This is a genomic window from Streptomyces sp. R44, assembly GCF_041053105.1.
Classification (GTDB): domain Bacteria; phylum Actinomycetota; class Actinomycetes; order Streptomycetales; family Streptomycetaceae; genus Streptomyces.
The window spans coordinates 7,466,943-7,491,386 of record NZ_CP163444.1 but is presented as its reverse complement, the minus strand read 5'-3'; the positions used below and the strand labels follow the sequence as shown (position 1 = coordinate 7,491,386).

The following is a 24,444-nucleotide window of genomic DNA, read 5'->3' as shown; positions in this document are numbered from 1 at the left end:
GATCGATGTGACCTGATGCACGGAAAGCTATGGCGGTCTGACGGTCCGGCACATCGGTCGGCATGACTTAACGCGATGATCAAGAAGGCGGGATCCTTGGGTAGATTGACCCCATGCTGTACGGGCGGGGGATCGAGCAGGACCAGATACGCCGGATGCTCACGCGTGCCGGCGACGGTGCGAGCTGCGCGCTGGTGCTTCACGGTGAGGCGGGAATAGGCAAGACGGCACTGATGGAGTACGCCGCCGGGCTCGCGGGCCCCGGGCGTGTGCTGCGGACCGTGGGCATCGAGTCGGAGACGGAGCTGGCCTTCGGTGGCCTGCACCAGCTCCTGTGGCCCGTCACCGATCAACTGGACCGGCTGCCCGCGCCGCAGGCAGCCGCCCTGAACGCAGCGTTCGGGGTGTCCGGCGAATCGGTGAGAGACCGGTTCAGCCTGGGGACAGCGGTGCTGACGACCCTGTCGCAGGCCGCGGGCGGCGGTCCTCTCCTGTGCCTGATCGACGACTCCCAGTGGCTGGACCGGGCGTCCCTGGACGCGCTGACGTTCGCGGCCCGACGGCTCCACACCGAGGGCGTGGTGATGCTGTTCGCCGTCCGGGACGGTGTGCCCGGCGGACAGATCACCGGCTTGCCGCAACTGCTGCTGGAGGGGCTCGACTCCGCCGCCGTCAACGCCTTCCTCAGCGACCGCGTCGCCACCCTGTCGCCCTACGCACGGGAACAGATCATCGAGCAAGCCCAGGGCAACCCCCTGGCCCTGCTGGAACTGCCCGCGGCCCTCACCGCGGAACAGCGTGCCGGCCAGCTGAACCCTGTCACCCTCCCCGCCGGGCTGTCCTCGCCCTCCAGCCGGATCCAGGAGACGTTCCAGGAACAGATCCGCCGACTGCCCGACGCCACCCGGGCCATGCTGCTGGTGGCCGCGGCCGATGACTCCGGCGACCTCGACCTCGTCCTGCGGGCATCGACGCGCTTCGGTGCCACGCTGGAGGACCTCGAACCCGCGGAACGCGCCACGCTCGTCCTGCTCACCGAGCACACCCTGTCCTTCCGTCACCCCCTCGTCAGGTCCGCCACCTACCAGGACGCCGCGCTGGCCCGGCGCCTCGCAGCCCATCGGGCCCTGGCCGACGCGCTGGACGGGGAGCCGGGCGACGCCCAGCACGCCGACCGCCGGGCCTGGCATCTGGCGGCCGCCACGACCGGAACCGACGAAGCCGTCGCTGCCGAGATGGTGGGCGTCGCGCAGAGGGCGGGAGGCCGTCAGGGGACCGCCTCGGCCTCGGCCTCCTACGAACGGGCAGCACAGCTGACCGCGGACTCCGCCGGACGCGCCCGGCTCCTGGCCGCCGCTGCCTTCACCTCTGCCGAGGCCGGGCAGTTCCACCGCACCGCGGCCCTCACCGACCGCATCAACGCGCTCGCCCTGGACCAGGGAATGCTCGCCGACTTCGCCCGCGTGCGGGCCATCGTCGAGCTCGACCGGGGATCACCCGGCCAGGCCGCACGCATCCTGCTCGAATGCGCGGACCGGCTCGGCCGTTCCGCCGATCTGGCCCCGGTGCTGACCGAGGCGGTCCAGACGGCACAGTCCTCCGGCGACCGCCGGCTGATGGCCGACGTCGCGGCCCGGCTCCCCGAATCGCCGGAGTACGCGATGGCGAGAGCGATGACCGGCCCCCTCGACGCGGTCAGGGACACGATGAGGCATGCGCAGGCCGGGGACGGGGGCGGGGAGGCGGGATTCGCCGAAAGGGTCCTGGCCGGGACGTACAGCCAGCTCTTCGCCGATCACCGCACCACCCTCGACATCGCCGTCGCCTGCGTACGCGACTGCCGGGCCCAAGACGTGGTCGGCTGGCTCCACACCACGCTGCACCTGCTCGCCGAGGCCCACATGTCGCTGGGGCTCCACGAGGAGGCCCGCAGCGCCGCCATGGAGGGGCTGGCCGTCGCGCAGCAGTTCGGCCGCCGCCACCGGGAGACGTACCTGCACGCGACCCTGGCGACACTCGCCGCCCTCCAGGGCGGACAGGAGCAGTGCACCGACCTGAGCACAGCGGCACTGGACTACGCCGATGCCCACGGCATCGATCTGGCCGCCGCCCACGCGCACCGGGCCCTCGGTCTGCTCGACCTCGGCCTCGGCGACGCCGCGAGCGCGCTCACCCACCTGGAGGCGGCAAGGTCCCGTGTGGGGCACCCCGCTCTCGCGGCCTTCCTCCTCCCCGACCTGGTGGAGGCCGCGATCCGGGCCGGGCAGCGAGAGCGCGCGACGGAGCCCGCGACGCTGCTGGCGCAATGGGCGCAGGCAGCACGCCAACCGGCGGCACTCGCCCTTTCGCACCGCTGCCAGGCACTGACTGCTCCGGACGACCAGGCCGAGCAGCACTTCAAGGACGCGCTGCGCCTGCACGACGAGGGCACCACCCAGCCGTTCGAACGAGCCCGCACCGAGCTGCTGTACGGGGAATGGCTCCGCCGCGAAAGACGCCGCACCGACGCCCGCAACCACCTTCGCACCGCCCTGGAGACGTTCGACAGACTCGACGCCCCGCCATGGGCGTCCCGGGCCCGCACCGAACTCCAGGCCACCGGCGAGACCACGGACCCCGACAGCCGCCCCGACCCGCTGCTCAGCCGGCTCAGCCCGCAGGAACGGGAAGTCATACGACTCGCCGCAACGGGCGCCACCAACCGCCAGATCGCCACCCAGCTCTTCCTCAGCCCCCGCACCGTCGGCCACCACCTCTACCGGGCCTTCCCCAAGCTCGGCATCACCACCCGAACCGAACTCCCCCTCCTCCTGAGCCAGACCGATCACCCCTCCCTCCCCCAAGGCTAGAAGGGCGGCAGGGCCATGAGCCTCGCCGCAGAACGCGGCACGCCCAGCCCAAAAGCAGGCCGCACGGACGGATCGAGTTCCGCACATCAACAACGCGGCTCACGGGTGCGGCCCACCTTGCTCCCGGGCTGGACGGCTGCCCGTCGGCCCCGACCATGTGGCGACCGCGCAGCCGGACTGTTGATCGTGCGACCGGTAGGAGCGGCACGTCGTCGGGCTGGAGCGAGCGATCCACAATCTGACCTGGCCACAGCACTAGGCTGCTTGTCACCGAGATGACGGAGGTCAGCAGGAGACCCCGCACCGGCCGGCACGAGTCGAGGAGCCGATGCAGCGACGGCGGGCAGTCTCCCCCGAGCAGCAGTACGAGCGGCTGGTCGCGCGGTTCGCGGAGGTGGACGGGGTGACCGTCCCTGGCGACGAGCCCGGACGGGAGGGGAAGTTCGGCGCTGCTGCCCTCAAGGTGGGAGGGAAGATCTTCGCGATGCTCGCGCAGGGCCGTCTGGTGGTGAAGCTCCCACGGTCCCGGGTCGACGAGCTGGTGGACGCCGGTCAGGGCGAGCGCTTCGACCCGGGGCACGGTCGGCTCATGCGCGAGTGGCTCAGCCTGGACCCTGACTCCGAGCTCGGCTGGGACGAACTGGCCCGTGAGGCCCTGCACTTCGTCAACCCTGCCCACTGAGCCTCTTTCATCCTCCGCTGGAGCCTGTACGCCGACGACGAGGTGCCCTGTCTCCTCACCACACCCGTCGGCCAGCCCGTTTGACCCGCGCGCGCAGAGAACACTTGGAAGGCGCTACCAGACAAGCATCGGTTGTGCGGACCCGTAACTTCTACGCGCAAGGGGGCTGTCTGCAACTGACGGTTCCGCGCGCTGTATCAAGGGAGTGAGTCATGAGTTCTCAGGTGAAGGCATTCGGGTTCGGCATGCCGTGGGAGTCGTTGTACGGGTACAGTCAGGCCACTCAGGCCGGTGACACGGTTTATGTGTCGGGGCAGCTGTCTCATGACCGTCACGGCAACTTCGTGGGTGCCGGCGACTTCGAACTGCAGGTCCGCACCACGCTGGAGAATTTGGACCTGGTGCTGAGGCAGTTCGGGGCCGAGCGTAGCCAGATACTGGAGACCACGGTTCTGGTGAGGAACCTGCGGGAGAACTTCGACACGACAGCACGCCTCCACGCCGAGTACTTCGGGGAGCACCGGCCCGCCAGCACGGTCATGGGCGTTTCCGACTTGGCACTGCCGGACCAACTCGTGGAGATCGGCGCGCTCGTGCGTCTCGATGTGAAGCCATAGGTGAGGAGGCCGGCCTGATTCCTTCGGCCTCTTTCATCCTGAATAGTTGCAGGTCAGCAGCGTGTGGACAGCTTGGACGATGGTGCCGATGCGGCGGGTGGAGCATCTGGCTCGCCGGAGCAGCCGCCAGGCTGGTGGCGCCGGCACCTTGGTAGGCGCGGTCCGCGAGGACGCGGATCTGCCGGGTGAGGCAGGCCTGGACGATGCCATGGGCGCGGGCCGCGGTCAGGTCGTGGGTGCGACCGGGCGTCGCGCGGGAGAACCACAGCGGTGTGCCATCGGGACGGGCGATGACCTGCACGTTCATGCCGTGCTTCTTGTGTTTCTGCGAGTAGTACGGCTCGTCGGCGTGGACACGGTCGGTGGGGACCAGCGTGCCGTCGACGATGACGAAGTCGCCCTCGCCCAGCCCGGTCAGAGCCTCGTGCAGACCTGGCGCCAGGCCGCGAGGACGTCCAGGGCTTCGTCCACGTAGCGCCAGGCGGTGGCCTGCGATATAGCGAACCCGGCACCGAGCTGAACGTCTCGTTCTTACGCAGGTGGACCAGGGTGAGCAGTGCCTGGTCGAAGCAGCCGAGCTTGCGCCAGCGGGTGTTGCGGGTCCGGCGGTGCTCGTACAGCAGCCAGGCAACATGCCCGACGAGCTCTTGCGGGACGTCGAGCGTGGCTCGATACGGAACCAACAGGGCCCTTCGGTCGCCGGTGTGATGAGTGGAATCACCGCGCCAACGACGAGGGGCCCTGCCTCGTCACCGCATCCGCTGACCAGCCCATTTCACCCACCAGCCCAGGATGAAAGAGGTTCACTGAGCTACACGACCGTGGCGTGCAGCCGCTGATCCGCGACCCTCCGCGCCTCCGACACCTGCCGGACCGCTCACCAAGCTTCGGAAACCCCGCCGGCCGGGACGACCACCCGGCCATCAGACACGCCCACCGGTCGAAACACAGCCACAGCTCGGCCATGGATTCACCCGAAATCGCTCACCCGTATGCCGCCGGATCCAGGTTCATCGACCATCCGCGGCATGGCGCCCCAGCACGCAGATAAGCCGGACACATCGGCAGGCCATTCGCTCCCATTCAAGGTAAGTGCCCTAAATCTGAGTGTGTTTGACGCAAGATCACTTCGCCCGCTAGAACCGGCAGGCCTCCAAGGGCGCACTGTGTGCGCCCTCTTTGTGTGCCCGAAAACGGGCCCTTTTGGCTGAAAGGTATTGGCGTGAAAGTTCCTTACAGGAGATATCTCTCCTGCCTTGTGGTCTCGGCGGTAGCGGGAACACTGCTGCCGCAGGTCGCGTATGCGGCCCCCAGTTCGCCGCCGCAGGGCGACGACAAGGGGTTGATCGACTCCATCGGCAGCTGGTTCTCGGATGAGGGTGACGCCAACAAGGGCCCTGAGAGTCCGACGGCGGGCGGTGAGCGTGTGCTGCCGAGCCGGGAGAAGCTGCCGAAGGGTAAAGCCGCCGCGAAGCCGAAGCGGGTCGCGGAGCTGACCGGGAAGCGGACGGCGAACGCGCGGTACTGGCAGCTGTCCGACGGCCGGGTGCAGGCCGAGGTGTCGGCCGTCCCGACCGGGTATCGGGCGGGGAAGTCCTGGCAGGACATCGACCCGACGGTCGTTCCGTCCGACGCCCAGGGCTTTGCGTTCTCCAACACGACGAACGCGGCGGGCAGTTGGTTCGGTTCGGACGCGGAGCGGCTGCTGCGTTTCCAGGCCGACGGTCACGCGGTGACGCTGGGTCTGAAGGGTGCGGGGAAGCTCGCGCCGGTGGCCAAGGGCGGCACGGTCACGTACAAGGACGCGGTGTCCGGTGCGGATCTGTCGTACGTGGTCGGTCCGGGCCGGGTGAAGGAGAACATCGTCCTGGACGCGAAGCCGTCCGGTCCGGTGTCCTTCACGTTCACCCTGAACACCGGTGGTCTGACGCCGAAGCAGAACAAGGACGGCTCGGTCTCCTTCTTCGGTGAGGGCGCGGACCCGGTTCTCGTCATCCCGGCCGCGTTCATGACGGACGCGAAGAAGGACGCGAAGGCCGCGTACGGCTCCGCGTACAGCGGGAACGTGACGCAGAAGCTGACGCGGGCCGGCAAGGGCTGGGACCTCACGGTCACTCCCGACGCATCGTGGCTGGCCGCGCCCGAGCGGCAGTACCCGGTGACCATCGACCCGACGATCTCGATCGCTCCGACGCCGTCGACGGCGCAGGATGTGATGATCTCGTCGGACGGTGCGACGACGAACTATGACGACAACTGGCGTCTGTCGGTCGGTAACACCTCCACGGGTTCTTCGCGTGCGCTGATCCGTTTCCCGGTCAGCAGCATCCCGGCCGGCACCAAGCTGGACTCGGCCGATCTGCGGATGTACTTCGACCAGACGCACACCACGGGTGACACCGAGGTGCAGCTGGAGGCGCACCGGGCGACGCAGGCGTGGACCGAGTCGGGTGCGACGTGGAGCAACGCGAACGCGATCACCGGTGAGTTGTCCGGGACGGCCGTGGTCGTGGACAACGGTGAGGCTGGTCGTACGGCGGCGGTGGGTTCGTGGCCGGCGTCGGGGAACACGGCGTACACGCAGTACGCGGTGAATCAGACGTACATGTACAACAAGGATTCGGTCGCGGGTGACACGTACACCTGGCAGCCGAGTCTTCCCGAGGACGGCACCTATCAGGTCGAGACGCACAACGTCCCGGCCTCGGACCGTGCCACCAATGCGCCGTTCACCGTCACCTATGACGGCGGCACGAAGGCCTACACCGTCAACCAGCAGGCCGGCACCGCCGGCGTCTGGAAGACCCTCGGCTCGCACCCGTTCAAGGCGGGCACCCTCGGCAAGATCGTTCTCGGTGACGGTCCGGCATCGACCACCACGTCCGTCATTGCCGATGCGGTGCGGTTCACGAAGGGTGGTGTGGTCACCAAGCAGCCCGGTGAGCTGAACACCTGGCACACCTTCCCCGTCACCAAGACTGTCCAGTCGTGGATCGACGGTACGAACGTCAACAACGGTTTCGTGATCAAGGCCGGTGACGAGTCCGCGAACGGCCCCAAGGGCGGTCCGCGCTACGAGGGCTCGGAGTTCGGGTACGGCGGCGAGACCGCCAACTACCCCCGTCTCGTCCTCACCTTCGGCCGTCAGGGCGTCGACCTTGCCGCCCCGACCACCATCCACGACACCGGTGCCGAGCTGAACTGGTCCGCGTACCAGGACAAGGACCCCGTCGCAACCGGCGACGACATCGTCGAGTACCAGGTCCACCGCTCGGTCAGCCAGACCTTCACCCCCTCGGCCGCCACCCTCGTGGCACCCGTCACGCCCGGAACCACGTCGTACACCGACACCTCCGCGACGCCGACGAAGGCCGACGACCCCGACCCCTACGGCCGCGCCTACTACTACATGGTCGCGGTCAAGACGAAGGACGGACAGGTCGTCGCCGCGCCCACCCAGCTGGTGCGTCTGCCGAAGGCCGGCCGCACGACGAAGGTGTACGCCGCTTCGCAGGACACCACCCTGTCCTCGACGCAGTCCACCCTCGCGCACGACACCATCGACGACTCCGGCCCGAAGAACTGGCTGTCCGTCGGCAACAACTCCGCCACCTACGGCGACACCCGCGCACTGCTGAAGTTCCCGGCCCTGGGCATCCCCACCACCGCCCGGGTCCTGGACGCCAACGTGCGCCTGTGGTCCACCCAGACCGCCCAGGACACCACCGGCGCCCTCTACGAGCTGCGCCCGCTGACGCGTGACTTCGACGAGGCCACCGCCACCTGGGCCAAGGCCGACGCGGCGACGAACTGGACGACCGCGGGCGGCGACTTCGGCGCCGTCACCGCCGACACCGGGGCCATGACCAACGACCCCGCCCGTCACGACTGGAACGTCACCTCCCTCGCCCAGTCCTGGGTGACCACCCCGGCCTCCCAGAAGGGCGTCGTCCTGAAGATGGCCGACGAGGCCGCCTCCCAGGAGCGCACCCTGTTCCTGTCGTCCGAGGGCACCGAGCCGCGGCTCGCGCCCCGGATCGTGGTCACGTACATCGACTCCACCACGGACTCGACGTACTACGCGCCGCAGACCCCGGCCCGTATGACGCCGAACAGCGACTACACGGTCGACTTCAACCTCACCAACACCACCGCGTCCACCTGGACCTCGGCGGACAACGTCCTGACCTACAAGTGGGCCCTGCCCGACGGCAGCGACGTCACCACCGGCGGCAACCAGGTCCAGACGGCGCTTCCGTCGAACGTCGCCCCGGGCGGCTCGGTCAGCCTGCAGGCGCAGATCAAGACGCCGATCAACTCGGACAACGGCAACAAGCGCACGGACTACGTCCTGACCTGGGACGTCTACAACAAGACGACCGGCACCTGGACCTCCGGCACCTCCGGCATCCCCGGCCTCACCCAGAACGTCGCGGTCGAGGACCCCACCTCCAACCAGCTCGGTATGGAGAAGTTCTACTCCTACACGGGCAAGAACACCGGTGCCGGCTCCACGGTCATGAACAACCTGGCGTCGGGCAACAGCGTCTGGTCGTACAACGCGTTCACCAACCCGGGCCGTGGCCTGACCACGTTCACTCGGTTTGCCTACAACAGCCTGGACACCTCCGACACCGTCTCCGGCTACGGCTGGTCGATGCAGGCAGCCGGTCCGGTCCGGCTGGGTGCGCCGCTGGAGTTCCACCCCAAGCCGAACCCGACCGAGATCCGTCTCCCGGACGGTGACGGCACCACGCACGTCTTCCGCTGGGACTCGGCCACCAGCTCCTGGAAGGCCCCGGCCGGTGTGCACTACAAGCTGGCCGCCAAGCCCGGTCTGGACTGCACCCCGCTGAAGGACCCGGTCCCGGACGCCTGGACGATGACCCGTCCCGACGGCACGCGGTTCGTGTTCGGCTGCGACGGCTACATGACGTCGGCCATCGAGAAGAACGGCAACACCCAGACGTACACCTACGAGGAACGGAAGTCGAACAACAAGCCGACCAAGTTCCTCAAGTACATCACCGACCCGACGGGCCGTCAGTCGCTCACGGTCGAGTACTTCAAGAAGGGTGACGCGTCCTACGAGTACATCAATGACTCGGGCGCCAAGGTCACCGGCTCGAACCTGACCAACTCCAAGATCTACGACCACGTGAAGTCCATGACGGACATCTCGGGCCGCAAGATCGCCTTCTACTACACCGACAAGGGTCTGCTCGGCCAGTTCACCGACGGCCTGGGCTCCTCGCAGCCGAAGGTGTTCAAGTTCACCTACGACGCCACGCAGGGGAACAAGAACGTCAAGCTGGTCAAGGCGACCGACCCGCGCGGCAATGCCACCGACATGGCGTACTTCGCCCCACAGACGGGCGACGACCCGAAGTACCACTGGTGGACCAAGACGATCACCGACCGTCTCGGCGGTGGCACCGGCTTCGCGTACAAGGCCGACACGGCGAACACCAAGTTCGTCGACGCCACCGTGACGGACGCCGAGAACCACGCCACGGAGTACGTGACCGACGACTTCGGCCGCCCGCTGCAGACGACCAACGCCAAGTCCCAGACCAGCAAGATGAGCTGGGACGCGGACAACAACGTCACGTACCTCGAAGAGGCCAACGGCGCCAAGACCGCGTACTGCTACGACGCCAGGACCGGCTACCCGCTCTGGCAGCGGGACGCGGAGAACAACAAGGCGGGCGTTCCGCCGTCCAGCGACTGCGCACCAGGCGTCTACCCGGCCAACGCGCAGAAGTACGAGTACCAGACCCGTCTGGACGGCTACTCCGCCGACCTGTACCGCAAGACGTCACCGGAGGGCCGTACCTGGCAGTTCGGCTATGACGCCTTCGGCAACCTGAAGACGGTCACCGACCCCAAGGGCGTCGCCACCACCACGGCCGGCGACTACACGACGTCGTACGAGTACGACTCCTACGGCCAGCTGACCAAGGCCACCGACGCCAACGGCAACCCGACCACCAACAGCGACTTCGGTCCGACCGGCTACCCCGCCACCATCACCGACGCCCTGGGCAAGGCGACGACGTTCGTCTACGACGAGCGCGGCCAGGTCACCCAGGTCACCGACGCGCTGGGCAAGAAGACCACGCAGACGTACGACACGTTCGGCCGTCCGCTGGTCCAGACGGTGCCGAAGGACCAGGCCGCAGGCGTCCTGATCACCGCACCCGCCCCGGTCTACGACGCCAACAACAACGTCACCACCGTCACCGCTGCCAACGGCGCCGTGTCCACGGCGGTGTACGACGCCACCGACCAGATCACCTCGGCGACCGCTCCGAAGGACACCACTACGGGACCGGAGCGCACGTCCACCTTCACCTACGACAAGGTCGGCAACGTCAAGTCGACGACCGAGGCGAAGGGCACCGCGACCACCGCGGACCCGAACGACTACACCACCACCAACACCTACGACGAGATCTACCAGCTCACTTCGGCGGTCAACGCCGCCGGTGACAAGGTCTCCTACGAGTACGACAACGTCGGCAACCCGGTCACGGTCATCGACCCCAAGAAGAACGCGACCGCCGACACCACCGACTACTCCACCAAGACCGCCTACGACCTGAACCACCGGGCCACCCAGGTCACCGATGCCGCGGGCAAGACCACCAAGAAGTCCTACGACAAGGACTCGCTGGTCGTCTCCGCCACGGACGCCGAGAACAACACCACCGAGGTCACCTACGACGAGCGGGGCAAGCAGACCCAGGTCAAGTCCCCCTACTCCGGGACGACGTTCCGTACCACCAAGTACGAGTACGACCAGGTCGGCAACACCACCAAGGTGATCAGCCCGCGCGGTGTGGACACGGCCACGGCGGACGACTTCACCGCCCGTACCGAGTACGACGCGCTGAACCGTCCGGTCAAGAAGTTCCAGCCGTACGACCCGGCGGACGCCCGCTACAACAACCCGAACGTCTACACCCAGACCTCGTACGACGACGTGGGCCGGGTCTCCAAGACGTCGGCGCCGCCGTCGGAGGGCCAGACGGTCCGCAACGACACCACCTACGGCTACTTCGACAACGGCTTGGCCAAGTCCACCACCGACCCGTGGGACATCGTCACCTCCTACGACTACAACGAGATCGGCAAGCAGACCACCCGCACGATCTCCTCGGCCGGCGGTTCCTCGAACCGCACCATGAGCTGGTCGTACTTCCCGGACGGCAAGCTGAAGTCCAAGTCGGACGACGGTGTGCCGGTCGGCAGCGCGGTGACGCTGGTCGACAACTCCGACACTCAGAACACCTCTTCCACCGGGACCTGGACCAAGGGCGGCATCTCCGGTCAGCAGGGCTACGACCACCAGGTCCACGCCGCCGGCGCCGGAACCGATGCGTTCACCTGGACCCTGAACATCCCCAAGGACGGCACCTACACCGCCTACGTCAAGTACCCGCAGGTCAGCGGAGTCGCCACGGCCGCGAAGTACACGGTCACGCACTCCACCGGCACCACTGACGTCACCAAGGACCAGAACGCCGGCACCGGTACCTGGGTCAGCCTCGGATCGTTCTCCTTCAAGCAGGGCAACACGGCCAAGCTGCAGCTGTTCCAGAACAGTGCGGGCGCGGTCGTCGCCGACGGCGTCAAGCTCGTCCGCAACAACTCGGGCGACACCGACACCGAGAAGCACACCTTCGCCTACGGCTACGACGTCAACGGCAACCTGACATCGATCGACGACACCTCCTCCGGTGCCAGGGTCGATGCCTACACGATCGCCTACACCGGCCTCAACCAGGTCCAGAAGGTCACCGAGGCGCTCGCCGGGCAGGAGAAGAAGTCCACCTCCTACGCCTACGACGCCAACGGCCAGCCGGACACGGTCACGCACCCCGACCAGTTCTCCAAGTACACGTACGACCTGCGGGGACTGGTCCGGACGGTCTCGGTGGGCAAGTCCGCCACCGACGCGTCGCCGAAGGTGACCTCGTACACCTACACCGACCGCGGCCAGCGGCTGCAGGAGACCAAGGCCAACGGCAACACGGTCGACTACAGCTACTACCTCAACGCGGCGCTCAAGACCCAGTCCGAGAAGAAGCCCAACGGCACCCTGGTGTCGTCGCACACCTACGCCTATGACGCCAACGGCAGCAAGGCGCAGGACGTGGCGAAGAAGATGAACGCCGACAACAACGCGGCGTACCTCGACTCCACCACCGACTACACCTACGACCCGGCCAACCGGCTCACCAAGTCGGTCAAGACCGGCAACGGCGCGGGCACCGAGACCTACGTCCACGACGCCAACGCCAACGTCATCAGCCAGACGGTCGGCAACACCACCACCTCGTTCAACTACGACCGCAACCGGCTGCTGACGGCGACGACCTCGGGCGGCTCGGCGAGCTACAACTACGACCCGTTCGGCCGTCAGGAGTCCGTCACCGCGGGCGGTCAGGTCATCGAGCGAAGCGTGTACGACGGCTTCGACCACGTCGTCGAGTCCCAGAAAATGGACGCCGGCGGCGCGATGAAGTCCACGACGTACGTCTTCGACCCGCTCGACCGCACCGCGTCGAAGACGGCGGACGGCAAGACGACGGACTTCGAGTACCTGGGCCTGTCCAAGGAGGTCCTGGACGAGAAGGTCGCCGGCGCGCTGTCCAAGTCGTACCAGTACAGCCCGTGGGGCGAGCGCCTGTCCCAGGTGAAGCACAACACGGACGGCACGGTCGAGGACGGCTACTACGGCTACAACAGCCACACCGACGTCGAGACCCTCACCGACAAGAACGGCAACACGAAGTCGACGTACGGCTACACCGCCTACGGCAAGGACGACAAGTCCGAGTTCACCGGTATCGACAAGCCGGACGCGGCCGATCCGACCAAGGAGGCGTACAACCCGTACCGGTACAACGGCAAGCGCTGGGACGCCCAGTCCGGTACGTACGACATGGGCTTCCGGGACTACAGCCCGGGCCTGAACCGCTTCACCACCCGGGACATGTACAACGGGGCGCTCGCGGACATGAGCCTCGGCGCGGACCCGTTCACCGGGAACCGGTACGCGTTCACGGGCGGAAACCCCACGACCAATGTCGAACTCGACGGCCACCGCATCGACGACGACTGCGGCGGTTGTGGGAGGAGCGGCAGCTTCCTCTACGCTCCGAACGATCTCTGCGGTTCGTGCCACTTCGATCAGTACAACTCGGCACATGACTCGGCGATCCTGTTCGTCGCGACGTACCTGACGGCATTCCAGCCGATGGGAGGAGGCGAGGTGAGCATGGACCTGTCTGCTTCTGCCGGCAACACCTTCAGGGACGGCAAGACCAAGATCAAGGGCGGATCGTCCGACAACCCGGGCCTTGAGGACGGCTATGCGGACCTCCTCTACTGGACCGACGACGCGGTCTACGTCTGGGATGCCAAGCATGCGGACGGCGACGCCGAGCGCCGTGGCAAGAAGGACGTCGAAAACAAGGTGAAGTATCTCCAGGAGCAGCTCAAGGCCGCCGGCGACAACCGTGTGGTGCAAGCCGGTTTCGCTTTCCCGCCAGGCGTCGTTCCCAACTACGCGAAGCCGAACGAGATGGTCAAGATCTGGCCTTCGACCATATCGCCGGGGGTGATCGCGTACCGGACTCAGGAACCGGAGCGTCAGGCCGCCCAGAGCAAGGGCGAAGGCCATTCCTTCCTCGACATCGCCACGGGAGTGGGACTGGGACTCGCAGGGGTCGGCCTCGCCATCGGAACGGTCGTCGAGGACGTGGGGACCGGAGGTGTCGGCATCCTGGACGACCCGGTCAGCTTCGCGGCGTCGGGCGCGATGATACGGGAGGCGTTCGCGCTGGCAGCATGAACCACGCATAGGTCGGACCCGTCGATATTCGCACGTCTGGTTTGACCGGTAAGAGACACGCAGGGGCCGCATCGCAGAATGTCATGAGATTTCGCGATGCGGCCCCTGCCGTTCCGTGAGGGCTGGGTTGGTATAAACTGTCGTCGATAGCATTCGAGCCGGAGAACAACGATCGCGTAATGGAGTATTGATGGGAAATTCGATGCGAATGCGCCGGGTTCCGGCCGATGAACTGCAGCGCGGAGTTCCCCTCCTGGAAGAGGCTTTCTCTGCGACCCGGAACAATGAGGTCTTCGCAAGCGAAATTCGGTCCGGGATCCTGTGCAGCCTCGGAGAAGAATGGCGCACGGTGAACCTCCTGCTCACGGGCGAGGAGTTCCCGGCGGCCGGCCCCGCAGCTCTTCCGGTTCTCGGCGGCGTCCACGTGGGGAGCTTTGCCACTCCTGTCGACATGATGGTCTGGCTGGATGCCGACGGCGTCCACATCGCTCACGAGTACCTGGCGAGCATCGAGTTCGATGCCATGTTCGACCTTCACCGGAAGAAGCTGGGCGCAGTCGGTGACGCTGCGGCGGAGATCGAGGACGACCTGCGCCGCCGGCTCCAGAATCTGCAACATTTCTACGGACTCGCAGACGCCGGCCACCAGGCTGTGGTGAAGCGCGTGTACTCCGGCTGAGCCCTGATCCACCGGCCTGCTTCCCGGGCCGAACGACTTCGCCCCGTCGATCGCGTGATCGACGGGGCGAAGTCGTCTGCGGATCAGGGCTGATGCGTTCCCAGGCGGCGAGACAAGGGCCACGGGGTTCGGTGGGACGGGGTCAGCGCGAGCCCCTGGTTCGAGACGAACCGGGCTCGTCGTGCCCCACTGGGTTCGCGCCCGCCCCTCACCTTCACCGGTGGAGGTCAGACCGCGGCGCGCCGGCTCCACTGCTGGTTGGGCTGGCTGCCGCAGGTCCACTGGACGACCGCGGCTCCGTCGGCGGTCGAGCCGTCCGCGACGTCCAGGCACTTGCCGCTGCTGCGCGAGACCACCCGCAGGTAGCCGTCCCCGGTGTCGGTCAGGGTCCACTGCTGGTTGGGCTGGTTGCCGCAGGTCCACTGGACGACCGCGGCTCCGTCGGCGGTCGAGCCGTTCGCGACGTCCAGGCACTTGCCGCTGTTGCGGTTGATCAGTCGGACGTAGCCGTTGCCCTGGTCGGACGCGGTGAACTGCTGGTTGAGCTGGCTGCCGCAGGTCCATTGGACGGCCGCGGCTCCGTCCGTGATCGAGCCGCCGGGGACGTCCAGGCACTTGCCGCTGCTCCGGGAGCTCAGCGTGGCGAAGGAGCGGGGGGTGGTGTCCGCGCAGCCGCTGAAGGAGCAGCCGGCGACCCAGCGCGGCTGGCCGGTCTCGTACGCGCCGAGGTCGGGGGCGGTGCCGGAGTATCCGTCCGTCAGACCCGGGACGGGGGTGCCGGCGTCGACGGCCGGCGATGCCGGTTCGATGCCGTAGTCGCCGCTGCCGGCGGCGGTGTACCGCGGATCGGGCGCAGCGTTGTTGAGGCTGCGGGTGGTGACCAGGTTGTTGCTCTCGTCGGGGGTGCCGCCCGGGGTGTAGTCGTACGTCTGCCCGTCCGGGTGGGCGCCGTCGAGGATGTTGTTGCGCACGACGGTGTTGGACACGTGCCGCGGGTCGGCGTAGTAGGTGAAGATGGTCGAGCCGGACCCGGTCACGATGGTGTTGTTGACGATGCTCCCGGTCAGGTAGGGCAGTTGCTCGCCGGACTGGGTGAATCCGCCGTGGGAGATGCCGGTGCCGCCCAGCATGTTCCAGATGACGTTGTGGTCGACGTTCACGTCGTAGCTGCCGTTGTCGAAGTGGAAGCCGTTGGCGATCTGGGCCGCGTCGTGGATCCAGTTGTGGTCCATGCGCGTGGCCGTGTACGCGGTGTTGCAGCAGGTGTAGACGGCACCCAGGTCAAAGTTGATCTTGGCGTAGTCGTACATGTCGTTGTAGGCGATGCGCAGGTTCTTGTATCCGGCGTTGGGGTACGCGTTGGTGTTCATGTTGACGACATCCCGGCCGGTGGAGCGCATCGTGTTGTGGGTGATCTGCACGTCCATGGCTCCCACCTCCAGTGCCACCGCCGCGGTGTAGGTGCCGCCGTAGGCCACGTCGGCGATGAGGTTGCCGTCGATGACGTGGCCGGTTCCCTTGACGGAGACGCCGTTACCCATCGAGTGGCGCACGGTGCTGTTGCGCAGGGTGTTGTCGGCCCCGTGGAGCAGGATTCCGCTGTCGAAGTGGTGGTTGGCGTCGTAGACGCCGGCGTACGGCAGGTTCGTGTCGTACTGCGAGGTCTGCCAGGTCGACAGGTGCTGGGCCCTGATGCCGTCGAGGACGTTGTGGGTGCTGTTGTCGTCGGTGGTGAGCGAGGTGGCGAACAGGCCTATCCCGCGCACGGTGATGTAGCTGCGGCCGTTGAGGTTGAAACCGTAGTTCCGCTTCTTGGCGGTGATTCCGGTGGGCGCTCCGCCGTCGGGGGCCCACAGGTACAACTCGCGGGCGCCGGCGTCGTAGTACCAGGCGTTCGGGCCGGTCAGCAGTGACTTCTTGCCGACCAGACGGAACTTCGTGGAGTGTCCGCCCGGTGTGACGTGACCGTCACTGCCCGGGAAGCCGAGGTTGAGGACCTTGGTGGTGCCGTTGAGGTTGCCGCTCGTGACGGTGGCCGAGTTGGCGACCCAGGAGCCCGCCATGTAGACGGTGGCACCGGTCATATCGCCGAGTGCGGGGAAGCCGTCGTAGGTCAGGGTGCCGGTGAGGACCGATGTGCACGGCGGGGTGGCGCAGGTGGCGTCCGAACCCGAGCGGGTGGAGGACCAGCCGCCGGTGATGAACGACTGGTTCCACGGGTCGCTGGAGGCCGGCGGATAGGCGGCCTCCGGCACGAGGGAGCCGGAGGTGAACACCTGGTTGGCCCACAGGTCGCCGTTGGCGGGGTACTGCGTGGAGCTGTAGGGGGCCGTGGCGGTGCCCGCCAGGGTCACCCGCGCCTTGTAGATCTTGCCGCTCGCGAGGGCCCACCCGGTCACGGTGTCGGTGCCGTCGACGGTTACCGTCGCTCCCGGCGCCGACGCGAAGGTGATGGGCGCCGTGGACGTACCCGACCTCGGCGGGGTGACCGTCTCCCGATAGGTGCCGCCGCGGATCAGGCAGGTGTCACCGCCGACGGCGACGTCGGCGCACCTCTGGATGGTCTTGAACGGGCTCGACGACGACCCCGGATTGGAGTCGCGGCCGGTCGGCGAGACGTAGTAGGTCGTCCCTGCGGCCGCGGCGGGCGCCGCAGCCAGGCCGACCGCGGCGGTGGCGAGTGCGACGACACCGGTGACCGCCCTCGCGATCGGCGTCCTGTACCAGCGTTGCATGGTTCTCCTCGAAGGACCGGGCGAAGTGTGGCGTGGGGCGCGGGCCGTCAGACGCCGACGATCGCCCACTCCTGGTGGACCGAGCCGTCGGAAGGCATCTGGACGATCCTCGCGCCGTCGCCGGTGGAGCCGTTCTCCACGTCCGCGCGCAGCCCGCTGGATCCGTTGACCAGGTGGTAGATGCCGCTGGTCCCGGTGGGCGTGAGCTTCCACCACTGGTTGGGGCTGTCGGTGTCGGTCCACTGGTCCAGGGCCTGGCCGTGGGTCGTGGACGCACCGGGGTTGTCGAGGACCTTGCCGCTGTTGACGTTGGACAGGCGGAAGGAACCGTCGTGGTCCGGCAGCAGCCTCCACTGCTGGTTGGTGTCGCCCGACCAGGGCCACTGGATGACCGCGGCTCCGTCGGCGGTCGACCGGCCGGACACGTCGAGCACCTTGCCGCTGGCCCGGTTCACGACGCGGAAGGTCCCGGTGAGCATGCCGACGGTGACCACCGTACGGGTGCCCGCGGTCAGGGACAGCTTTCTGGCGTGGTCCCCGAGCGGGGAGGAGGCCACGGTCGCGGTGGTGGACAGCGAGGTGATGCCGCGTCGGCAGACGAAGGTGACCTGCTGGGTGATGTCCGACACGAGTGTGACGGTGGCGGTGCGGGCCGCGGTGTCCCAGGTGAGGCTCTCGACGAGGACGCGGTTGCGGCCTCGTACGCCGCGGATCGCGCCCCGGGCGAGCTCTTCGGGCAGCGCCGGCAGGATCTCCAGGAAGCCCGGCCGGGTGTGGACCAGGGCCTCGGCGATGACCGCCGGCAGTGCGTTGGCCGCGTCGGTGTTGTAGATGTGCAGGTCGGGATTGTGCGAGGTCGCAAGGGAGCGCCAGACCATGTTGCGGCCGAGGATCTTCCTGATGTTGTCGTAGACGCCCGCCCCGTCCTTCAACCGGCTCCAGGCGAGTGCTCGATGGAGGCTGCCGTGGGCCGAGTAGTTCTCGTCGCCGCGCACTCTGAGCGCCTTGCGCGCCGAGCTCACCAGGTCGGGAGTGTCCTCGGGGTTGATCTCGTGGAGGGGCCAGGCGCCGTACAGGTGCTGGGTGTGGCGGTGGTTGTAGCGGTCGTTCAGTCCGGGCCAGGACCACTCGGCCAGGGCGCCGTCGCCGTTGACCGTGTACTCGGGCAGCTTGTCGAGGAGAGCGGTCCAGCGCGCGACGCACTGCCCGGCGCCCTGCTCCACACCGAGTGCGTCGGCCGCGTCGATGGCGGCCCGGAGCGCGTGGCGGCCGGCCATGATGTCGCCGGTGGCGTTGACGGAGAGCATCTGGCCCGTGTTGGACGGGGAGTTCTCCATCGAGAGGGACGGCACGAAGACCGCCTTGCCGCGCGAGTCGGTCCTGGTGAGGAAGTCCTCGTAGAACAGGGCGAGTTCCATCAGAGCCGGGCCCAGCTTGTCCCGCAGGAACGCGGTGTCGCCGGTCACCTCGTAGTACTCGAGCAGCGGGTACAGCAGCCAGTCCGCGCCGCCGGTCCAGCACTGGCCGGGGAAGTCGGTGTCGTTGAAGTGGAGCATGTGGCCGTGTTCGCCGTCGGTGCGGGACGGCGCGAGGAACCCCCGTGTGCCGTAGAGGTTGGCGGCGTTCCTGCGCCAGTCGTCGAGCTGCCCCAGGACCAGGTCGAAGTACCCCTGCATGGCGTCGCCGTGGCTCAGGATGTTGCCGCCGGCGACCTGGAAGTTGACGTTGGCGTCGGTGGTGAAGTCGTCGGCCCAGGCGCCGTTCCAGCTGCCGGACCAGATACCGGTCAGCCGCGGGGGCAACACCCCGCTGGAGCTGACGAAGAGGTACCTTCCGGAGTCGTACATCCGCTCCAGCAGCGCCAGGTCGACGGTCGACCGGTCGGCGTTCTGCCGCGAGGTCAGTTCTGTCGTGGACAGCCGTCGGTCGGCGGAGGAGACGCCGAGGTCCAGGCTGGACCCGTCGAACATGGCCTTGTGCACGGGAGCGTGCCGGTCGAGCAGGGTCGCGTAGTCGGCGGACAGCGTGGCCAGGGCGGCGTGCAGCGGCTTGGCGTTCCACTCGCCGGCGTTCTCGTACCGGGCCAGCTTGGTGAGGAGCACCACCTTGGCCGCTCGGGCGACGACCAGCGTGTCTCCGCTGACCGACACCGACGCCCTGGTGCCGCTGACCACGACCCGGGTGACGCCCTCGTAGCCGTACGCGCCTTCTCCCGCCGGATACGTGCCGCGCAGGTTGAGGTACCCGTCCCGGCCGACGACCGTGGCGATCGTGGTGAAGGCGACGTTCGCCGGGACCCCTTCGAGCGCGGGGTTCACCTTGACCGTGGTGTCGACCGTACGGCCGCCGGCGGGGAGCAGCTCGTGGACGACGACCTTGTCGGTGCGCGACACGAAGGCGCGGCGCTTCCAGGTACCGGCACTGTCGGTCCAGGTGTGCGTGACCTCGCCGGTACGGAAGTCCGTGATCCGGGCGTAGTTGTCGGACGTGGTCGCGCCCGGGGTGCTCAGGTGCAGCTCGTACCCGGGGTGGAAGGACTGTGTCCAGCGCAGGGACCACCCTGAGGAGAAGGTGGCGGCGGCACCCCAGTAGTCGCCGGCCAGGGCCTGATCCCGTACCGCGTCAAGGCGGCCGGCGAGCGCGGGCGGCGCCACGTCACGTGTGCCGTTCGGGAGGACGAAGCGGTGGTGGTTGAGGACGATCTTCTCCAGCTTCGGCGTGCCGTGCAGCACCGCGCCGTACTCGCCGTTGCCGGTCACGAATCCGTCGGTCCACGCCGCCGCGGGCGCGGTGTCGTAGATGCCCCGCTCGGGGAGGGTGACCTGGGGCGGGACGGCTGCGGAGGCTCGCGTGGACAGGACGCCTCCGGGGAGGACGACCGCACCCGCGGTCAGTGCGGCTGCCGTGAGGAAGCCTCTGCGATTGAAGGAGTCATGAGGGGGCATGAGGGGCTCTTTCGGCGGGGGGTGAGCGGGACGGCATCCGCCAGGGGTGCTGCGGAAGAGTGCACACTCGGGCCACGCGGGCGACGGAACTCACCGGCGGCTGCGGATCGGCCGAACCGAGGTGACATCCATGCGTCGTTGAGATGCCACCCCTTCATGTTCACGTAAACACGAGTGCGTCGGAGACGAGTCTCGGAGCGCCGCACGGGGCTGTCAAGACACCTCACAAGAACTCGCGCGTCACTGCACGGCGGCCAGCGCCTCCGGTGTGGCGTCCTCCCAGATCCGGCCACTGCCTGCCGCGTCGAAGACGTATCCGGGGAAGCGGTGGCGAAGCTCGGGAAAGCTCGCGGCCGGAATCGCGATCTCGATGTCCCCATGAGCGCGCGTCTGACTGCCGCGGAACAGGTCCAGTGCCCAGCCCGCGGCCACGTACCAGGGCCTACCAGCGGGCTCGAAGGCCCCCGGTTGATCACGCTCGGATCCGTGCCGCATTCGTACTCGATCACAACGGGCGCCCCGGGGCGCTGAGTCGGTGGGAGTGGCAGGGGTCTGCAGGGCAGGTGTGGATGCGCAGATACCCGCGCCCCAGGTACACCCCGGTGGGGGTGATCACGTGCCGGAACAGGTCGGGGCGAAGGTCTTCCCGTGGGGCCCAGCTCTCCGAGGCGGGGTCCCATTCGACGTAGTACGCGGTCAGGAGCGGTGGCATGGGGGTGCCGCAGACGGTGCAGTCGACAGGGTGGGGGTCGCTGAGGTGCCAGGTGGCGAATCCGCCGGCCTTCCAGCCGGGTGCGAGGGACAGATCGCTGGAGTACTCGGTGGGGAAGTCCGCCTCCGCCTCTTCCTCCTCCTCGTCGAGGAGCTCTTCCTCCCACGTCGCGATGGCCTCCTGGAGGTCCTCGGGGAGCAGGCCGAGGTATGCGTGCTCGGTGATCTGCTCGGGGTGGAGTTCGCAGGGCTGGGGCACGCACTCGGGTGAGCCGACCACCAGCGGTTCGGGCTGCTCCTGGAGGACGGCTCCGATGTCTTCGCTGCGGCGCCACTTCAGGACGACGTCGACGGTCTGGCCGGTGCCGTGCACTTCGAAGGGGCACCAGAAGACCTGGAGGAGGTCATGGCCCTCGGGTCCGGAGAGGTCGGGGATGTCGCGTGCCCACAGGGTGCCCGGTCGCCTTGGCGTGGACGGCGGTGCACACCGGCCAGGGTTCGTCGGCCGGCCAGAGCATCGGCCCGGCGACGGAGCTGTCGTGCGCCTCCGGCTCGCCGGGGCGGGGGTGCAGTCTCGTCGCCGTACGCCGGTGGCCGGCGAGGGCGGGGAACAACGCCTCGACGTCGTAGGGACGCGGGGTGTGGTGCGGGACACGCGATTCTCCAGAACGATTCGTCGCGGGCGCTGGACGCGCGCCTTGGACGAACGTGACGCCGGTGCCGACGAGCAGCCGCATCACCCCATGGGTCTGCTCCAGGGTCAGGCCCGGAATGCCTTCCGGAGGCGTTCGCCGAACTCGGCGGGGTGCGTGGTCAGGCCGGTGTGCCCGCCGGGGAAGTGCTGGAGTTCCGTTCCGAGGCGCTCGGCCAGGAAGGCGGCCGGCCGGTAGGGCAGCTCGCCGCGCGAGTCCTGGCCGCAGGCGAGCACGAGCCGGTCCGACAGTGCCTCCAGCCGGTGGACGTCGGGGGCATAGGACATGAAGGCCGGCACGATGCGCCCGAGGAAATAGGGCAGGTCGGCCATCGTCCGCTCGATCCGCGCCGCTGCCTGCGGCGGCAGCGTGATCTCGGCCTTCGGCTGGGAGGTGTCGCCGTCCTTCTTGAGACCCGCGGCGAACACGGCCATCGCCGGCATGAGCCCCTCTCGGTGGAACGTCGCCTGTACGCGTGCGATGAGCGCGCGGTGTTCGGGGGCGTCCGGCAGGACCTCCACGACCGGAGGCTCGTGCGCCACGAGGCGTTCGACGCGTCGGGGATGGGCGGTGAGCAGGTGCAGGGCGACGATCGCGCCCGAGCTGGACCCGAACACTCGGGCGGGCGCGTCGGGCGACAGCAGGTCCAGTATGCGCAAGGCGTCGTCGGCGTGTTCGGCCACGCGCTGCTCGGCTTCGGGGTCGTCCAGCGTGCTTCTCGACATGCCGCGCGGGTCGTAGGTCGCGACGGTGTACTCGGCGGCCAGGTCGTCGGCGATGCCGTCGAAGGAGGCCGCGCCGCCGGTCCCTCCGGGGATCAGCAGCAGGAGCGGGCCCCGGCCGCGCACTTCGTAGTGCAGGTTCGCACCGTTCACGCGCAGGGTGCCGGTGGTCGGGTCGGTCATGCGGAGTCTCCTTCTCGGGAGGGGGGCCAGTGCTCCAGGAGGGTGTGGAGCGCGTCGAGAGCACGGACCCAGGACTGCTGCGGCGTGCGCTCGTGCGCGAAGCCGCCCGCGGTCTCCAAGGCCACGAACCCGTGGAACGTGCTGCGCAGCAACCGGACCGCGTCGGTCAGATCGGGCTCCGCCAGTCCATAGCCGCGGAGCATGCCGTACGTCAGCTCGACCGCGCGCCGCGGGCCGGCCGCCTTCGCCGCCAGGTCGGGGTCGATCCGGATCGGGGTCTGCGTCGCCGTGTAGCGACCGGGATGCTCGTGGGCGTACTCACGCCAGGCGTCGGCGAACGCGACCAGCGCGTCCTTGCCCGCCCGCCCGGAGGTCGCCTCCGCGATGCGCAGGGTCTTCTCGTCCGCCGCCAACAGCGCGATGCGTCCGCGGAGATCCTCCAGGCTGCGGACGTGCGTGTAGAGGCTCGCGTCCTTCACGCCGAGTCGCCGCGCCACCTGCGACATGGTCACCCGGTCGAGTCCGACCTCGTCGGCCAGCTCGGCACCCGCGATCGTCACCCGCTCCGCCGTCAGCCCTGCCCGCGCCATCCACTCCCCCGATCCTAGGGGTCCTAGTTTTAACCTAGAGCCCCTAGGATCGCAAGGAGAGACATCAGGGTGGCCTACCTGCCTCCCTCCAAGTTCGAGATGATCCGGTCATGTGGGAGGGCACGGCAGGACGCAACCTTCCGGTCGGCTTCGGGCTCCGGCCGTATCGCGGCGAGGAAGACCACGGCGCCATGGCCGCGGTGCGGGTGGGGTGTGTCGAACGGGACCGGGTCGACGTCCGTTCGGTGGTGGAAGGGCTCCCGACGGCCGCCGAGATCGCCGAAGCTTCTGCCGAGTTGGAGGAACCGTCCGAGGACCAGATCCTGGTGGTGCTCGACGGGAGCGTCGTCGGCTACTCGACGATCCGGTGGTGGCAGGAGCGGGACGGCACGTGGCTGTACCTGCACCGCGGCCACCTCCTGCCCGGGCATCGCGGCCAGGGCATCGGCTCAGCCATGCTGCGCTGGGCCGAGGAGCGGATCCGCGAGCTCGTCGAACAGCACGGAACGGCGCGGACAGCGGTGATCGGTGCGAACGCCGCGGCCTCCGAGCAGGACGCCACGGCGCTGCTGCTCGCAGCCGGCTACCGACGGGTCTTCAGCCTGGTCGAGATGGCTCTGGGCGATCTGCAGCAGTTGCCCGAGCCCGGCACCGAGCTGCCGGCCGGGATACAGACGGGGCCGATCGGGACGGAGCACTACCGTGCGGCTTGGAGGACGGTCGTCGATTCGTACGCGGACACCGGTTTCACTCAGCGATGGCCCTTCCAGGACTTCGTCGACAGCGCCGACCCGGCGTGCTGGAGGGCTGCCTGGAACGGGCAGGACATGGTCGGCGTCGCCCTCTGCTCCCTCCGCCGTCACCACCACACCGTGGGCGAGGTGGAAGAGCTGAGCGTCCGGACGGACCATCGACGCCTCGGCATCGGCCGGGTCCTGCTCCTTGAGGGGCTGCGGAGCCTTTGCGAGCAGGGTGCGACGACCGCCCGGCTGTTCACGGGCACGGCGAATCCGTACCGGTCCTACGGCCTGTACGAGAGTGTGGGGTTCCGGCGGCAGAACGAGTACGTCCGCTACCGCAAGCCGCTCGGCGGGCGAACGATCACCTGATGGCGGAAGGGCCTGTGCGGGGGCCGGTCGGGCGCTACGGTCGTCAGGCGTCCGACGAGGGGCGAGCG

11 protein-coding genes and 2 pseudogenes are annotated in these 24,444 nt (G+C 68.2%); 6 read left to right on the top strand and 7 right to left on the bottom strand.

The genetic code is table 11. From position 1 onward, the window contains the following. Positions 1-113: 113 nt before the first annotated feature. The 3 genes from AB5J54_RS34780 (at position 114) to AB5J54_RS34770 (ending at position 4,148) form a co-directional block, all read left to right on the top strand. Positions 114-2,849 (top strand): AAA family ATPase, encoded by a 2,736-nt coding sequence (locus tag AB5J54_RS34780; RefSeq protein WP_369147903.1) that lies wholly within the window; start codon positions 114-116, stop codon positions 2,847-2,849. Positions 2,850-3,177: 328 nt separating this feature from the next. Further along, positions 3,178-3,531 carry a hypothetical protein gene (locus AB5J54_RS34775; protein ID WP_369147902.1) on the top strand — a complete coding sequence of 118 codons (354 nt, stop codon included), beginning with the start codon at positions 3,178-3,180 and terminating at the stop codon, positions 3,529-3,531. Between the two features lie 212 nt (positions 3,532-3,743). Further along, a complete protein-coding gene (locus AB5J54_RS34770) occupies positions 3,744-4,148 on the top strand; it encodes a RidA family protein (protein ID WP_369147901.1) in 405 nt (134 codons plus the stop codon). 33 nt (positions 4,149-4,181) lie between these two features. Here the strand turns inward: AB5J54_RS34770 and AB5J54_RS34765 are convergent. After that, positions 4,182-4,869 (bottom strand): annotated as a pseudogene (locus AB5J54_RS34765) (transposase family protein). Between the two features lie 1,494 nt (positions 4,870-6,363). Between AB5J54_RS34765 and AB5J54_RS34760 the strand changes: the two are divergent. Then, complete coding sequence (locus AB5J54_RS34760; RefSeq protein ID WP_369149556.1) at positions 6,364-14,010, top strand: DNRLRE domain-containing protein; 7,647 nt, start codon at positions 6,364-6,366, stop codon at positions 14,008-14,010. 190 nt (positions 14,011-14,200) lie between these two features. Next, positions 14,201-14,689 (top strand): DUF1877 family protein, encoded by a 489-nt coding sequence (locus AB5J54_RS34755; RefSeq protein WP_369147900.1) that lies wholly within the window; start codon positions 14,201-14,203, stop codon positions 14,687-14,689. Between the two features lie 227 nt (positions 14,690-14,916). On the opposite strand, the gene AB5J54_RS34750 is transcribed toward AB5J54_RS34755, so the two are convergent. The 6 genes and pseudogenes from AB5J54_RS34750 to AB5J54_RS34725 all read right to left on the bottom strand — a co-directional run bounded on the left by AB5J54_RS34750 (position 14,917) and on the right by AB5J54_RS34725 (position 23,267). Next, complete coding sequence (locus AB5J54_RS34750) at positions 14,917-17,424, bottom strand: RICIN domain-containing protein (protein WP_369147899.1); 2,508 nt, start codon at positions 17,422-17,424, stop codon at positions 14,917-14,919. A gap of 47 nt (positions 17,425-17,471) precedes the next feature. Continuing rightward, positions 17,472-20,369 carry an RICIN domain-containing protein gene (locus AB5J54_RS34745; protein ID WP_369147898.1) on the bottom strand — a complete coding sequence of 966 codons (2,898 nt, stop codon included), beginning with the start codon at positions 20,367-20,369 and terminating at the stop codon, positions 17,472-17,474. A gap of 246 nt (positions 20,370-20,615) precedes the next feature. Beyond that, positions 20,616-20,864 (bottom strand): annotated as a pseudogene (locus AB5J54_RS34740) (hypothetical protein); the annotation flags it as partial. Between the two features lie 10 nt (positions 20,865-20,874). Next, positions 20,875-21,453, bottom strand: a complete 579-nt coding sequence (locus AB5J54_RS34735) for a hypothetical protein (protein WP_369147897.1) — start codon at positions 21,451-21,453, stop codon at positions 20,875-20,877. 387 nt (positions 21,454-21,840) lie between these two features. Continuing rightward, complete coding sequence (locus tag AB5J54_RS34730; protein ID WP_369147896.1) at positions 21,841-22,677, bottom strand: alpha/beta fold hydrolase; 837 nt, start codon at positions 22,675-22,677, stop codon at positions 21,841-21,843. Continuing rightward, the gene (locus AB5J54_RS34725; RefSeq protein ID WP_369147894.1) at positions 22,674-23,267 is read right to left on the bottom strand and encodes a TetR/AcrR family transcriptional regulator; all 594 of its coding nucleotides are present in this window, start codon (positions 23,265-23,267) and stop codon (positions 22,674-22,676) included. Before AB5J54_RS34725 ends, AB5J54_RS34730 begins: the two co-directional genes overlap by 4 nt. Before the next feature lie 110 nt (positions 23,268-23,377). Here AB5J54_RS34725 and AB5J54_RS34720 point away from each other — a divergent pair, with 110 nt between their 5' ends. Continuing rightward, positions 23,378-24,376, top strand: a complete 999-nt coding sequence (locus AB5J54_RS34720; protein WP_369147893.1) for a GNAT family N-acetyltransferase — start codon at positions 23,378-23,380, stop codon at positions 24,374-24,376. The last annotated feature ends 68 nt before the right edge of the window (positions 24,377-24,444 follow it).

Bases quoted from the DNA above. Each gene is read 5' to 3' on its own strand.
- AB5J54_RS34780 (WP_369147903.1), top strand. From the start codon at position 114: ATGCTGTACGGGCGGGGGATCGAGCAGGACCAGATACGCCGGATGCTC.
- AB5J54_RS34775 (WP_369147902.1), top strand. From the start codon at position 3,178: ATGCAGCGACGGCGGGCAGTCTCCCCCGAGCAGCAGTACGAGCGGCTG.
- AB5J54_RS34770 (WP_369147901.1), top strand. From the start codon at position 3,744: ATGAGTTCTCAGGTGAAGGCATTCGGGTTCGGCATGCCGTGGGAGTCG.
- AB5J54_RS34760 (WP_369149556.1), top strand. From the start codon at position 6,364: ATGATCTCGTCGGACGGTGCGACGACGAACTATGACGACAACTGGCGT.
- AB5J54_RS34755 (WP_369147900.1), top strand. From the start codon at position 14,201: ATGGGAAATTCGATGCGAATGCGCCGGGTTCCGGCCGATGAACTGCAG.
- AB5J54_RS34750 (WP_369147899.1), bottom strand. From the start codon at position 17,424: ATGCAACGCTGGTACAGGACGCCGATCGCGAGGGCGGTCACCGGTGTC.
- AB5J54_RS34745 (WP_369147898.1), bottom strand. From the start codon at position 20,369: ATGCCCCCTCATGACTCCTTCAATCGCAGAGGCTTCCTCACGGCAGCC.
- AB5J54_RS34730 (WP_369147896.1), bottom strand. From the start codon at position 22,677: ATGACCGACCCGACCACCGGCACCCTGCGCGTGAACGGTGCGAACCTG.
- AB5J54_RS34725 (WP_369147894.1), bottom strand. From the start codon at position 23,267: ATGGCGCGGGCAGGGCTGACGGCGGAGCGGGTGACGATCGCGGGTGCC.
- AB5J54_RS34720 (WP_369147893.1), top strand. From the start codon at position 23,378: ATGTGGGAGGGCACGGCAGGACGCAACCTTCCGGTCGGCTTCGGGCTC.